Source organism: Roseibium sp. MMSF_3412 (assembly GCF_030733265.1).
In the GTDB taxonomy this organism is placed as follows: Bacteria; Pseudomonadota; Alphaproteobacteria; order Rhizobiales; family Stappiaceae; genus Roseibium.
The window spans coordinates 48749-62556 of sequence record NZ_JASHJI010000020.1 but is presented as its reverse complement, the minus strand read 5'-3'; the positions used below and the strand labels follow the sequence as shown (position 1 = coordinate 62556).

10 protein-coding genes are annotated in these 13808 nt (G+C 57.7%); 5 read left to right on the top strand and 5 right to left on the bottom strand.

Going from position 1 to position 13808, the window contains the following annotated elements; genetic code table 11:
• The first annotated feature begins 169 nt into the window (after positions 1 to 169).
• Complete coding sequence (locus RBB49_RS25050; protein WP_306145650.1) at positions 170 to 640, top strand: Lrp/AsnC family transcriptional regulator; 471 nt, start codon at positions 170 to 172, stop codon at positions 638 to 640.
• A gap of 13 nt (positions 641 to 653) precedes the next feature.
• Here the strand turns inward: RBB49_RS25050 and RBB49_RS25045 are convergent, their stop codons facing one another.
• The 4 genes from RBB49_RS25045 to RBB49_RS25030 all read right to left on the bottom strand — a co-directional run bounded on the left by RBB49_RS25045 (position 654) and on the right by RBB49_RS25030 (position 5666).
• Positions 654 to 1133 carry a hypothetical protein gene (locus RBB49_RS25045; RefSeq protein ID WP_306145649.1) on the bottom strand — a complete coding sequence of 160 codons (480 nt, stop codon included), beginning with the start codon at positions 1131 to 1133 and terminating at the stop codon, positions 654 to 656.
• A gap of 117 nt (positions 1134 to 1250) precedes the next feature.
• Positions 1251 to 1724: a transcription elongation factor GreA gene (greA, locus tag RBB49_RS25040; RefSeq protein ID WP_306145648.1), complete on the bottom strand. Its 474-nt coding sequence runs from the start codon at positions 1722 to 1724 to the stop codon at positions 1251 to 1253.
• A 128-nt stretch (positions 1725 to 1852) separates the two neighbouring features.
• On the bottom strand, positions 1853 to 5215 hold the full coding sequence (carB, locus tag RBB49_RS25035) for a carbamoyl-phosphate synthase large subunit (RefSeq protein WP_306145647.1): 3363 nt from the start codon (positions 5213 to 5215) through the stop codon (positions 1853 to 1855).
• 169 nt (positions 5216 to 5384) lie between these two features.
• Entirely contained in the window at positions 5385 to 5666 is a 282-nt protein-coding gene (locus tag RBB49_RS25030) for a helix-turn-helix transcriptional regulator (RefSeq protein ID WP_306145646.1), read from the bottom strand.
• A gap of 936 nt (positions 5667 to 6602) precedes the next feature.
• On the opposite strand from RBB49_RS25030, the gene RBB49_RS25025 reads away from it, so the two are divergent.
• The gene (locus RBB49_RS25025) at positions 6603 to 7040 is read left to right on the top strand and encodes a MerR family transcriptional regulator (RefSeq protein WP_306145645.1); all 438 of its coding nucleotides are present in this window, start codon (positions 6603 to 6605) and stop codon (positions 7038 to 7040) included.
• 194 nt (positions 7041 to 7234) lie between these two features.
• On the opposite strand, the gene carA is transcribed toward RBB49_RS25025, so the two are convergent.
• Positions 7235 to 8416 (bottom strand): glutamine-hydrolyzing carbamoyl-phosphate synthase small subunit, encoded by a 1182-nt coding sequence (gene carA / locus RBB49_RS25020; RefSeq protein WP_306145644.1) that lies wholly within the window; start codon positions 8414 to 8416, stop codon positions 7235 to 7237.
• A 246-nt stretch (positions 8417 to 8662) separates the two neighbouring features.
• Between carA and RBB49_RS25015 the strand changes: the two genes are divergently transcribed.
• The 3 genes from RBB49_RS25015 (at position 8663) to rpoD (ending at position 13791) form a co-directional block, all read left to right on the top strand.
• Positions 8663 to 9166 carry a GatB/YqeY domain-containing protein gene (locus RBB49_RS25015; protein WP_306145705.1) on the top strand — a complete coding sequence of 168 codons (504 nt, stop codon included), beginning with the start codon at positions 8663 to 8665 and terminating at the stop codon, positions 9164 to 9166.
• 203 nt (positions 9167 to 9369) lie between these two features.
• On the top strand, positions 9370 to 11298 hold the full coding sequence (dnaG, locus tag RBB49_RS25010) for a DNA primase (protein WP_306145643.1): 1929 nt from the start codon (positions 9370 to 9372) through the stop codon (positions 11296 to 11298).
• A 495-nt stretch (positions 11299 to 11793) separates the two neighbouring features.
• The gene (gene rpoD, locus RBB49_RS25005) at positions 11794 to 13791 is read left to right on the top strand and encodes an RNA polymerase sigma factor RpoD (protein ID WP_306145642.1); all 1998 of its coding nucleotides are present in this window, start codon (positions 11794 to 11796) and stop codon (positions 13789 to 13791) included.
• The last annotated feature ends 17 nt before the right edge of the window (positions 13792 to 13808 follow it).

Sequence of the window (13808 nt, the reverse complement as noted above, 5' to 3'; positions counted from 1 at the left end):
CAGAATCGTGCGCAATTTTGTTATAGTCTTGCACAAACGCGCAAATAATCATAACTCGTCACTGGTCGACAAGTTAGCGTGGAGACCTGATCCGCGGCAAGGTGCCGGGTCGGGTCAACAACACCTATTTGCAGGCGGGTCCGACAGGCGAGACTCAAAGGAGACAGGTTTGAAAGCGCGGCTTGATGCCATCGATTGGCACATCCTGAAAGAACTGCAAGACGACGGCCGGATGACCAATGTGGAGCTGGCGCGCCGTGTCGGCATATCCGCACCTCCGTGCCTGCGCCGGGTCAGGGCGCTCGAAGAAGCGGGTCTCATCCAGGGTTACCGGACGCTGCTGGATGAGAAGCAGCTCGGCTACGATGTTACGGCATTCGCGATGGTCGGCTTGCACAGCCAGACGGAAGCCGACCTGATTGCCTTTGAGGAGACCGTTCAGAACTGGCCGCTGGTCCGGGAAAGCTACATGCTGTCCGGCGAGGTCGATTTCCTGCTGAAGTGTGTGTCGCCCGATTTGCAGACGTTCCAGAACTTCGTTATCCGCGACCTGACCGCTGCAGCCAACGTGGACAGTGTCCGCACGGCACTGACTATCCGGCGCACCAAGGACGAACCGGTCGTTCCGATCGAAACCTGACCTGGAACAAAGACTAGTCGAGCGCTGCCTGCCGCTCTTTCATGCCGTCCAGCTTGCGGTTGAGGCGCGACATCAGCGATACGTCCCTGAGGGCGGTTGCGACCAGCGTGAAGGCGACGCTCAGAAGCGCGCAGGTCGTGATGATCGCGATCGGAAGCATCTGATCATAGTGATAGGCGTCCAGTGCCTGATCGATCGGGTCCACCCCGGAATAGAGCCGGTTGCGCATGACGTCGCGATAGGCGCCGAATTCAAGGGAGCCCTGCTTGATGTAGCGCAGGCCCATGACAAGCAGGATGACGGCGGCCGCAAGGGCAAGGAGGTAGCCGAACATCTGCAGGGCAAACGCATAGGCGTTTTCGTGACGCCGCTTGACGATCCGCTTGAATATCCTGCGCTCGCGCGCATCGAGCCTGGAAAACACATACCAGCGATAGATCCAAAGCGGGACGGCGGCCACCAAGAGCCACATCCCGATTGCATGAAAGACCATCACCTGACCTCCGACACATTCCGGTTCTCACCTTAACGGCTGACCGGGATGCGTCAAAGGGAAAACGGTCTCGCGCTGTCCAGACGTCAGACCATATCCGATTGGAATGTCAGAGATTCAGATGAATTTGACGTCGACGATCTCGTAGGACCGGGCCCCGCCAGGCGCAGCCACTTCAACGCTGTCGCCAATCGACTTGCCGATCAGTGCGCGGGCGATCGGAGACGAGATCGAGACCTTGTTCTGCTTCACGTCGGATTCAACGTCGCCGACGATCATGTATTTCTTTTCTTCTTCCGTATCCTCGTCGATCAGGGACACGGTCGCACCAAATTTGACGATTTCACCGGACAGTTTGGTCACGTCGATGATTTCGGCGCGCGACAGCTTGTCTTCAAGTTCCGCGATACGGCCTTCATTCAGGCTCTGGGCTTCCTTCGCCGCATGGTATTCGGCGTTTTCCGACAGATCACCGTGTGCACGTGCTTCCGCAATGGCATCAACGATGCGCGGACGCTCAACCGTGGTACGTTCCTTCAGTTCGTCCTGAAGCATTTTGTAACCGGCAGAGGTCATCGGAACTTTTTCCATTGGTCTCAGACCTTCAGCTTATTGGGTCCCATCGGCTTATCTCGCCCGTTTCAAGGACCGCGTATTTACAAAAACAAACCAAGCCGGGAAAGGCGCGCTTTCCCGGCCGGTCAACGAGTATAATAGCCCTAGCCGAAGTAGGATTGTAAAGGTCTTACTTCAAGGCTCCCCGCCTTGCGGGCGGCAATGCCTTTGGCTGCTGCAACCGATCCGGCAAGGGTCGTGTAGTACGGAACCTTGTTCAGGAGCGCTGCCCGTCGCATTGACCGGCTATCGGCGATCGCCTGGGCACCTTCTGTCGTGTTGAAGACAAGCTGGACTTCACCGTTCTTGACAGCATCGACGATATGCGGCCGGCCTTCAAGCACCTTGTTGATTTTCTTCACGGAAATGCCCTGGTCCTCAAGGTATTTCTGGGTGCCGCCGGTTGCGATGATCGCAAAGCCGGCGTCCTCCAGGCTCTTCACGGCATCCACGACGCCTTCCTTGTCGACGTCGCGCATGGAGACGAACACCGTGCCCTGATCCGGGACACCGGTGCCGCTTCCGATCTGCGACTTGGCAAAGGCGGTGCCGAATGCGGTGTCGAGCCCCATGACTTCGCCGGTCGACCGCATTTCCGGCCCCAGGATCGTGTCGACGCCGGGGAATCGCGCAAACGGAAACACAGCTTCCTTGACGGCGATGTGGTCCAGTTTCTTTTCGGTCAGCCCGAAGGACGCCAGGCTTTCACCGGCCATGACGCGGCTTGCGATCTTTGCAATCGGGGCTCCAACGGTCTTTGCGACGAAAGGCACGGTCCGGGAAGCGCGCGGGTTGACTTCAAGAACGTAGATCTCGCCGTCCTTGATTGCGTATTGGACGTTCATGAGACCGCCGACCTCAAGAGCAAGCGCCAATGCCGTCGTCTGGCGCTTGAGTTCGTCGATCAACTCTTCTGAAAGAGAGAACGGCGGCAGCGAACACGCGCTGTCGCCGGAATGGATACCAGCTTCCTCGATATGCTCCATGATGCCACAGACAAACACGTCCTTGCCGTCGCAGAGCGCGTCCACGTCGACCTCGATCGCCCCTTCAAGATAGCGGTCGAACAGCAGCGGATTGGTGCCAAGCACCGTGTTGATCTGGCCGGTCTTGTCATTGGGATACTTGGCGCGCACTTCAGCCGGCACCAGCTCCGGCAGTGTGCCGAGCAGGTAGGAATTCAAGGCCTCTTCGTCGCGGATGATCTGCATTGCCCGGCCGCCCAGAACGTAGGATGGGCGCACCACGAGAGGAAGGCCCAGTTGGCCGGCGATCAGCCGACCCTGCTCGACCGAATAGGCAATCCCGTTTTCCGGCTGTTTCAGCCCGAGCCTGATCAGAAGCTTCTGGAACCTGTCACGATCCTCCGCCAGGTCGATCATGTCCGGTGCCGTGCCGAGGATCGGCACGTCCGCCTTCACCAGGGCCTGTGCAAGTTTGAGCGGTGTCTGTCCGCCGAACTGAACGATCACGCCGTGCAGCGTGCCGTTTTCCTGTTCCTTGCGGATGATCTCCAGCACATCCTCGGGCGTGAGCGGTTCGAAATAGAGCCGGTCGGATGTGTCGTAGTCCGTCGAGACCGTTTCCGGGTTGCAGTTGACCATGATGGTCTCGTAGCCCGCGTCGTCGAGAGCGAAGGCGGCGTGACAGCAGCAATAGTCGAATTCGATGCCCTGGCCGATCCTGTTCGGGCCGCCGCCGAGAATGACGACCTTCTTGCGGTCCGAAGGCGCGGCTTCGCAGGCAGGCGCGCCCATGAAGGGCGCCTCGTAGGTCGAATACATATAGGCGGTGGGGGAAGCGAATTCGGCTGCGCAGGTGTCAATACGCTTGTAAACGGGATGAACGTTCAGCTCGCCGCGCAGTTTGACAACGTCGTTCGCGTCAAGGCCGGCCAGGCTTGCTAGCCTGGCGTCGGAGAAACCCATTGCCTTCAGCTTGCGCAGGTTGGCGGCATCTTGCGGAAGTCCGATGTTCCGGACCTTGGCCTCCATCGCCAGAATGTCGGCGATCTGCTCCAGGAACCAGGTGTTGATACCGCTCGCCTGGTAAATTTCCTCGATCGACATGCCGAGCCGCATGGCCTGGGCGACATTAAGCAGCCTTGTCGGCGTTGCCGTGGAGACAGCGGCACGCAGAGCGTTCCGGTCATCGCCCTGGTCGAGGCCCGGAATGTCGGTCTCGTCAAAGCCGTTCAAACCCGTTTCCAGGCCGCGGAGTGCCTTTTGTAGGCTTTCGTTGAAGGTACGACCGATGGCCATGACCTCGCCGACCGACTTCATGGCCGTCGTCAGGTTTGATTCCGAGCCGGGAAATTTCTCAAAGGCGAAGCGGGGAATCTTGGTCACGACATAGTCGATCGTCGGTTCGAAGGAAGCAGGTGTCGCTCCGCCGGTAATGTCGTTTTCAAGTTCGTCGAGCGTATAGCCGACGGCAAGCTTCGCCGCGATCTTGGCGATCGGGAAGCCGGTTGCCTTGGAGGCCAGCGCCGAGGACCGCGAGACCCGCGGGTTCATCTCGATGACGACAAGCCGGCCGTTGTCCGGGTTGACGGCGAACTGGACATTGGACCCACCGGTTTCCACGCCGATCTCACGCAGAACGGCAATCGAGGCGTCCCGCATGATCTGGTATTCCTTGTCGGTGAGCGTCAGTGCCGGCGCGACGGTGATGCTGTCTCCGGTATGAACACCCATCGGATCGACGTTTTCGATCGAGCAGATGATGATGCAGTTGTCCGCCTTGTCGCGGACCACTTCCATCTCATACTCCTTCCAGCCCAGAAGGCTCTCATCGATCAGAACCTGACCGACGGGAGATGCATCGATGCCGGAGCGCACGATGGTTTCGTATTCTTCACGGTTATAGGCGACACCGCCGCCGGTGCCACCGAGCGTGAAGGCGGGGCGGATAATGGCCGGAAGGCCGATTTCGTCGAGCGCCCGCATGGCTTCGAGGTAACCCGCATTGCGATCGTAGCCTTTAATTCTGCCGTCTTCGCCGCGAATGGCGGGAGAGGATGCGATGGAAGCTCGCGGATTTTCCAGTCCGATGGAATCCATCGCAGCGCGAAACTTTTCGCGATCCTCAGCCTTTTCGATAACGTCGCCGCGGGCGCCGATCATTTCCACGCCATATTTTTCCAGAACGCCCATCTGTTCCAGGTCGAGCGCACAGTTGAGCGCGGTCTGACCGCCCATTGTCGGCAGCAACGCGTCCGGCCGCTCTTTCTCGATGATCCTTGCGACCAGTTCAGGGGTGATCGGTTCGATATAGGTCGCATCCGCAAGGTCCGGATCGGTCATGATGGTCGCCGGATTCGAATTCACCAGAATGATGCGATAGCCTTCTTCGCGCAGGGCCTTGCAGGCCTGAGTGCCTGAATAGTCGAATTCGCAGGCCTGTCCGATGACAATCGGACCGGCACCAATAATCAGGATGGAAGATATATCTGTGCGTTTGGGCATCTCGGCTCGCAGGTCGCAGCGGCCACCCCGATCAGCGTCGTCGCTATCCGGTCTGGCGCGGTGTAACGGTAAGTATCAATGTTGGCTGAGCGCGTCTTATAGGGAAAAGAGGACCACTAGGAAACCCCGCGCCGGGCACATCCGGGCGTTTTCCGGAACGAAAATACGCTTATCCGTCGGCTTCGAGTGCATCTGGGCCGAGTGGCGTCGTCGACTGGCCGTCAAAATCGCCGATCCCCTCCGACAAAGCGTAGCAGGCCAGACGTATTGATTTCGGTATTTCCACCGGCCTGCCGTCCCGATTGCCTTTTTCGTAATACTGGATCATTCGCTTTTTGAGGCCCAAACGTTCTGCCGCATCTTTCTGCTTCAGTCCGAGTGTACGTCTCCAATGGCGAAACTGTTGGGGTGTCATGCCCGACGCAGAGGCTCTTGTTTTGTTTTCGGCCATATTTCGATTGTTCCAAAGGCGATAGTTTCGCGTGAGCGCATTGCGTGCTGCACGCCGACCGACCTCAGAAAAATAACCTGGGCTGCACTTTGTCAATCAAGAAGTGCACAATGTGCTCTTTTTTGTCATCCAAACGATTTGTTCGCCCAAAAGAGGCCCAAAGCGGCACACATCGCCGCTGTTCAGCTGATTTCGCGCGCCTTGGTGAGTGCCATCTGCGCGTTCTACCGCAGCTGAGCGGTTTGGCGCTGCAGTCTTCTCCAAGGGAAGTTGCTGACAGGTACAACTTGCACCAACGTAAATTGGCCAAAAAATACCAATCTGTATTAAATTGCACCAGTAATCGCGCTAAAGAAGTGGCCGGGAATTTGATATATCACGGGTTGCCTCTGCCATTTGCTACTTACTTTTGCTGATTCGCCTAGATACCATCTAAAATTGATTTGGTGACCAAAACAAAAAAATATCTGCAGCCAAAGAAAACTAAGTAGTTTTTCCGTCTCTTCCTGCCGCGACGTAAGAAAGCGTGGACAGGATTTCGCTCACATAGAAAACGTGATTTATTCGTTTCAGATTATCGATAATTAATATTGGTGTAACTATCTAACTTTAGCCCCGTGATTAATGTTTGTTGGGGCCCTAGTCTTTCTATAATTGGTCACGTTTTGTTTTTTTGTAATCTGAATTCTATGTCAAAAATTACAAATAATTCTGATTTTTACCTAGATTTTAACTGTCGAACAGGTGTATTAGTCTAGCTTGTAAGTCGTGGCCACCAGAAGGCTGGGGCTTCGTGCCGTGTGCAATGGCAATAATCGAGCGTCCGTTGTTGATGCGCTAGTGGGACCTGACGTACCGGAGGTGGGACCGGTAAATCAGGGGTGCTGCAAGCAAAGGCCGAACTCGAAACAGAAGAAAAAGATCGGGCTAAATATTATGAACAATGTCGCTACCACCATGGTCATTGTTCCGGACATAGCCGGTCCGGACAACGAACTGGTACTTGAAGATCGCTCCCTCGCGATCTCAGAAATGTCTGAGCGCTTCAACGTAACGCTCAGAACCTTGCGCTTCTACGAAGAAAAAGGGCTCTTGAACCCTGTTCGCAAAGGCGCACGCCGCTTCTACGGCACCCGGGATGTCTCCAGGATGCGCGTAATTGCCCAGGCGAAGAAAATCGGGCTGACGCTCGCCGAGATCAGGCGCGTGATCAAGCTGGTCGAGAGCAGTGCGAGCAAGCAGGATCAGTTCCGCGAATTGCAGGAAATCTGCAAGGGACAGCAGGAAATCCTCGTAGAGCAGAAACAGATGCTCGATGAGCAGGTTGCTGAAGTCGAGCAGATCCTGTCCGCTTTCGACGAACTGATCGCCTAAGCGCCGACGCAAAAAACCGCACCCCCGATTCGTGATATGGACCGGGGGTGTTGGTGTCTGTGTGTCCGTGAAATCAAAACATGACCAGGCGTGAGCCGGTCCGGCATCCACTCACTTGCCGAATCTTTCCGTCACCGAGTTTTGCCGTCATCGCGCCGTGCTGAAACCTTCCGTCCGGCGGTGAGCAGACAGCGTCAGGCTGACCTTGAGGCCTGCATCATATCCGTGAAACGCTTGAACAGATAGTGACTGTCGCGCGGTCCCGGAGACGCTTCGGGGTGGTACTGAACGGAGAAGACCGGCTTGTCCTTGATGGCCAGTCCGCAGTTGGATCCGTCGAACAGCGAGACATGGGTCTGTTGCACATTCTCCGGTAGGCTCTCGGCATCCACCGCGAAACCGTGGTTCATCGAGGTGATTTCCACTTTGCCTGTCGTATGGTCAAAGACCGGGTGATTGGCTCCGTGGTGGCCCTGGTGCATCTTGACGGTGTTGCCGCCAAGTGCCAGCGCCAGCATCTGGTGGCCAAGGCAGATGCCGAATGTCGGCACGCCCTTGTCAACGACTTCCCGGATCATGGCGACCGAGTATTCGCCCGTCGCTTCAGGATCCCCCGGACCATTCGACAAGAACACGCCATCCGGTTCATGGGCCAGCACATCGCTTGCAGTCGCGGTTGCCGGCAGAACGGTCACATTGCAGCCGGCTTCGGAAAGAAGGCGCAGAATGTTCCGCTTGATGCCGAAGTCTATCGCGACGACCTTGTAGTCGCCGCCGCTTGCCTCGCCGAAGCCTTCATCCCATTTCCATGTTGTCTGCGACCACGGATGGGATTGTGTTGTCGATGCGTCTTTTGCGAGATCCATGCCGACCAGCCCCGGCCACTCTGCCGCTGCCGTCTTGAGCGCCGGCAAATCGAAACGACCGTCGGGCGCATGCGCGATGACCCCGTTCGGAACGCCTTTCTCGCGGATCAGCGCCGTCAGGGCGCGGGTGTCGACACCGCAAATTCCGATCAGGTTGCGCGATTTCAGCCATGCATCGAGATGCCGGGCCGATCTGTAGTTCGCCGGATCCGTGATCGAGGCCGCCAGCACAACACCGCGAATTCCGCTTGATGCGGCCATGTTGACCGTTTCAATGTCCTCGTCATTCGCGCCGACATTTCCTATATGCGGAAATGTGAACGTGATGATCTGACCCGAATAAGAAGGGTCGGTCAGGATCTCCTGATAACCGGTCATCGCGGTGTTAAAGCAAATCTCACCAACGGCTTGGCCGGTGGCACCGAGACCCTGCCCCTCAATCACGCTGCCGTCCGAAAGCACAAGCAGGGCGGTCGCCGGGGTCTCAGACCATGCGTCTGCAGTCGTCATGTCTTGTATCCAAAGTCTGTTGGTGACATCATGCGCTGCAGGATAGGCGTCTGTGGCAGGCAAAGTTGCATGCAAATAGCCGTCTGCATCAAGCGCGGGACTCTATGGGAAGCGACCGGGATCGTCAATATTGATCCTTTGAAAAAAGATCGTTAAAATTCAATAGCTTGACTGAGCGTTGTGGAAGGGCGTCAATCCGCCCGAGGGCTCAGTGCGGCAGGGATAGGGTGAACCATGCGCGACGAATTGCGCGAAAGAATCGGTTCTGCGCTCAAATTGGCGCAGGAAGACGGCGACAAGCGCAGATGCGCAACACTTCGCCTGATCCAGACAGCCGTCAAGGACAGAGAAGCGGCCGCACGCGACAACGGCAAGGACGGTGTCGGTGAGACCCAAGTCATCGAGATCCTTCAGAAAATGATCCGTCAACGCGAGACATCGGCCGAGGAGTTCGAGACCAGCGGGCAGCTCGATCTTGCGGAGCAGGAACGGGTCGAGCAGCAGATCATCCGTGAATTTCTGCCCGTTCAACTGAGCGATGAGGAAATCCGGTCGCTGTGCGAGGAGACCGTCAAGGATATCGACGCGCACGGCCTGCGGGATATCGGGCGCTGCATGAGCGAACTGAAAAGCCGCTACCCGGGCAAGATGGATTTCGTTCAGGCTTCGTGCTTCGTGAAGGAAATGCTGCGAAGCGAGGCGAACGGATACCACGCGTCCAAGGGCGGAGACGATGTCGCCGAAAACTGACGGGTTCGCCGTTCACCGGAAAACCTGTTCCCGAAACGGGTCGGTTTTCAAACGGCCATCAACAGGTTTGCCGAATATGGGCACTTCAGTGCAGTGGCACTGGCGCTGCCGGTAAACTCATTCTATCTTTGCTGACCGGTCCGGCGGTGGTTCAAGCAACCGCCGGGTTTGTCTTGCCACACAGTTGATCCTTCGTTCTGCTCATGCGATTTGAACCGCGTCTTCTCGATGAAATCCGTGCCCGGCTGACGCTCTCGGACATAGTCGCAAGGCGCGTAACCTGGGATCGCCGCAAAACACAGCCCGGCAAGGGTGATTATTGGGCCTGCTGCCCGTTCCACCAGGAAAAGAGCCCGAGCTTTCACGTCGATGACCGGCGCAACCGTTACAAGTGTTTCGGCTGTGGTGCCTCGGGCGATCATTTCACGTTTGTGTGCGAGACCGAGGGACTGAGTTTTCCAGAATCCGTTGAACGTCTGGCGGAGCAGGCCGGTGTCGCTTTGCCGGCGCCGGACCCCCAGGCGGCGAAACGCGAAAAGAAGCGGGCCGGGCTCGCCGATATCTGCGAGATGGCGGCACAGTTCTTCCAGAGCGAATATGCCGGGCCGCGCGGTGAACAGGCCAGAGCCTATACCGCGAAGCGGGGGCTGATGCCTCAAACGCTCAGGGAATTCCGCTTCGGCTATGCACCGGACAGCCGGAATGCGCTGAAGTCGTACCTTGCCGACAGGGACGTTCCGGAAACCGCGATGGTGGAAGCCGGGCTGGTAATCCGCCCGGATGACGGACGTCCGGGCTATGACCGGTTTCGTGGACGCCTGATGATCCCGATCCAGGACGACAGGGGCCGAGTGGTGGCGTTCGGCGGGCGAACGCTGTTGCCGGACGGCCAGCCGAAATATCTCAACTCTCCGGAAACACCCCTGTTTCACAAGGGCGTCATGCTGTTCAACGCGCATCGCGCGCGTGAGCCGGCCTTCAAGACCGGGGAAGCGGTTGTGGTGGAGGGGTATCTGGATGCCATTGCGCTCTGGCAGGCGGGGATACAGCATGTCGTTGCTTCCCTCGGCACGGCATTCACTGAGGATCAGGTTGTCCGGCTGTGGAAGTTTGCGCCCGAGCCGGTGATCTGTTTCGACGGCGATGCCGCCGGCGTTTCCGCCGCGCATCGCGCGATCGACCGGATCTTTCCGGTCCTGCGAAGCGGATATTCCTTTCAGTTCAGTTTTCTTCCCGACGGCATGGATCCTGATGACCTGGTCAAGGAAAAGGGGCTGGACGGGTTTCGGCAGGAAGTCGGTAAGGCGCAGGCCCTATTCGATGCCGTCTGGGAACGCGAGATTTCGGCTTCGCGGATTGACACACCTGAACGCAAGGCCGCGCTGGAAAAGCGCTTCGACGACCTGATCGGCACCATTCGCGATGAACGCGTCAGGCGGCGCTATCAGCTCGACCTCAAGTTCAAGCTGTCGAACCTGTTTTTCGAGCAGGCGAGACAGAACCGCCGGGACGGAAAGAAGACATCCGACAATCCCTCAGGACTTGGTCTTGCGCGAGAGCGGGTCGCCACCAGCAACGCCTTTGGCACGGAACGCCTGGTGCTCGGTATTTGCATGCGGTTTCCGCATTTGCTTGACCGGAATTTCGAGCGCTTTTCCGGGCTGCCTTTTACCAACGATCTGCACCTTCAGTTGCGCGATGTTCTTTGCAGGATTGTCGATGACCTCGAGGCAGCTCCGATCGCGCAACTGACAAGTTCGTTCGACGAACCCTTGCGCGAGATCATGAACGAAATGATGCTGGAGACGATCGGCCTGCAGGAACAGCGCAAAGCGGAATTCTCGGTACTGAACCACCGGTTCCCGCTTCTGAAATCCAATCCGCCCGAAGATTTCGTGGAGGCGGCCTACCTGCATTTTCTGGATCAGCTCGAACTCAATGCGCTTGAAGAGGAACTCTCCGGCGAACTGGCCAACGCGGACGAGCAACTGGACGAAAATTCCTGGGCACGTATTCAGGCGCTGACACAGGACCTGAGCCGGAGACGCGAGGAGTGCGCGCGCGACGAGGCGGATCTTGCCGAGCGGGCGAAGAAGATCAGGACGTCGCCCCCTGTCGCTGCTGCACAATAGCGGCTTTGGCCGAAGCGGCCGATACGTGCGCAGATGTGTCGGACCAGAAGTGAAAGCACGGTCTGAATTTTCCGAATTCGGCTCCAAACGTGTGTGAGACGCCAAAAAATTGCATTTTCCGATTGACCGGTGACGAATCACACTTGCGAATCGTGCGCGCCGAGCTAAATAGGGGTTTTGCAGCATTCGAGCGCCGGAGCCCAAGCCTGCTCGCGGTCAATAGTCTAAAAACGCTGCAGACCCGTTTGAAAACCGCTTCGGCATGCGTACGTGCGCGTGCCTCAACAAAAGGCTGTGTGCTTCGTTGATAACAAGAAATGTCAATGTCGAAATGCGCACGGTTAATTGGGACTTAAGGGACACGGTTTACAAATCTGACAAGACTGATTCCTTCGGACGCCGCCGCACGAAAATGCCGGCGCGCAAAGGGCAGGTTGGTTTGAAGCCGGAAATAGAGCGCTGCGCGACCACCGCGGTCGCGAACTGGAGCACAATATGGTAGCCAAAGCGACGCAAGCAGACGAAAACCAGGAAGCAAGCACGGACGGTCCGGACGGCCCGCTTCTCGATTTGTCGGATGCCGCCGTCAAAAAGATGATCAAGGCCGCGAAGAAACGCGGCTACGTCACTTATGACGAGCTGAACGAGGTCCTGCCTTCCGAACAGGTCTCTTCGGAGAAGATCGAAGACACGATGTCGATGCTGTCCGACATGGGCATCAATGTGATCGATTCCGATGAAGCCGAGGATGGCCCGGAAGAAGTCGATGGCGGCGAACTGGCCACGACAACCACGACCGCCGTTGCAAAGACCACCACCACCAAGGAACCTGCAGACAGGACCGATGACCCGGTGCGCATGTATCTGCGCGAGATGGGGTCTGTCGAACTGTTGTCCCGCGAAGGCGAGATCGCGATTGCCAAGCGCATCGAGGCCGGCCGCGAGGCAATGATTGCAGGTCTTTGCGAAAGCCCGCTGACGTTCCAGGCCATTATCATCTGGCGCGACGAACTCAACGAAGCCCAGGTTCTCCTGCGCGACATTATCGACCTGGAAGCGACCTATGCCGGCCCGGATGCCAAGGCCGGACCGCAGGTGGCAAACGATGATGTCGCTCCGAGCGACTCCCGCGAAGAAAAGGCACCGGAAGGCGCTTCGGAAGATACGGAGAACGAAAACGCGGAAGGCGAGGGCGAGGAAGAGGACGACGACGAGTTCGAATCCAACGTTTCCCTCTCCGCGATGGAAGCGGAGCTGAAGCCCGGCGTCCTGGAAACGTTCGACAACATTGCCGACAACTACAAGAAACTGCGCCGCCTTCAGGATCAACTGGTCGAGAACAAACTGGCCAACAAGACCCTGTCGCCCAGCCAGGAGCGCCGCTACAAGAAGCTGAAAGAAGACATCATCGTCGATGTGAAGAGCCTGTCGCTCAATCAGAACCGCATCGATGCTCTCGTTGCCCAGCTCTATGACATCAACAAGCGGCTGATGGGTTACGAAGGCCGCCTGCTGCGTCTGGCCGACAGCTACAATGTCGACCGCACCGACTTCCTGAAACAGTACCAGGGTGCCGAACTTGATCCGAACTGGCTGCGCAAGGTCGCCAACCTGTCGACGCGCGGCTGGAAGAACTTCATCGCCAAGGAAAAAGAGACCGTCCGCGAGCTGCGTCAGGATATCCAGACGCTTGCAACCGAAACCGGTCTTGAGATCACCGAATTCCGCCGCATCGTCGCCATGGTGCAAAAGGGCGAGCGCGAAGCGCGCATCGCCAAGAAGGAAATGGTCGAGGCGAACCTGCGTCTCGTGATCTCGATCGCCAAGAAATACACCAATCGCGGCCTGCAATTCCTGGATCTCATTCAGGAAGGCAATATCGGCCTGATGAAGGCGGTCGACAAATTCGAGTACCGGCGCGGTTACAAGTTCTCCACCTACGCGACTTGGTGGATCCGACAGGCCATCACCCGGTCCATCGCGGACCAGGCACGGACGATCCGTATTCCGGTGCACATGATCGAGACGATTAACAAGATCGTCCGGACGTCGCGCCAGATGCTGCATGAGATCGGCCGTGAACCGACCCCGGAAGAGCTGGCCGAAAAGCTGCAGATGCCGCTGGAAAAGGTGCGCAAGGTTCTGAAGATCGCCAAGGAGCCGATCTCGCTCGAAACGCCGATCGGTGACGAGGAAGATTCGCATCTCGGCGATTTCATTGAAGACAAGAACGCCGTGCTGCCGATCGACGCGGCGATCCAGTCGAACCTGCGTGAAACGACCACACGCGTTCTGGCTTCGCTGACGCCGCGCGAGGAGCGTGTCCTCAGAATGCGCTTCGGCATCGGCATGAATACGGACCACACGCTGGAAGAAGTCGGTCAGCAGTTCTCGGTGACCCGCGAACGTATCCGCCAGATCGAGGCAAAGGCGCTGCGCAAGCTCAAGCACCCGAGCCGGTCCCGCAAACTGCGTTCCTTCCTGGACAGCTAAGACGCTGCGCAGTTCGA

Bases quoted from the DNA above. Each gene is read 5' to 3' on its own strand.
- RBB49_RS25030 (WP_306145646.1), bottom strand. From the start codon at position 5,666: ATGGCCGAAAACAAAACAAGAGCCTCTGCGTCGGGCATGACACCCCAA.
- dnaG (WP_306145643.1), top strand. From the start codon at position 9,370: ATGCGATTTGAACCGCGTCTTCTCGATGAAATCCGTGCCCGGCTGACG.
- carA (WP_306145644.1), bottom strand. From the start codon at position 8,416: ATGACGACTGCAGACGCATGGTCTGAGACCCCGGCGACCGCCCTGCTT.
- rpoD (WP_306145642.1), top strand. From the start codon at position 11,794: ATGGTAGCCAAAGCGACGCAAGCAGACGAAAACCAGGAAGCAAGCACG.
- greA (WP_306145648.1), bottom strand. From the start codon at position 1,724: ATGGAAAAAGTTCCGATGACCTCTGCCGGTTACAAAATGCTTCAGGAC.
- RBB49_RS25025 (WP_306145645.1), top strand. From the start codon at position 6,603: ATGAACAATGTCGCTACCACCATGGTCATTGTTCCGGACATAGCCGGT.
- carB (WP_306145647.1), bottom strand. From the start codon at position 5,215: ATGCCCAAACGCACAGATATATCTTCCATCCTGATTATTGGTGCCGGT.
- RBB49_RS25045 (WP_306145649.1), bottom strand. From the start codon at position 1,133: ATGGTCTTTCATGCAATCGGGATGTGGCTCTTGGTGGCCGCCGTCCCG.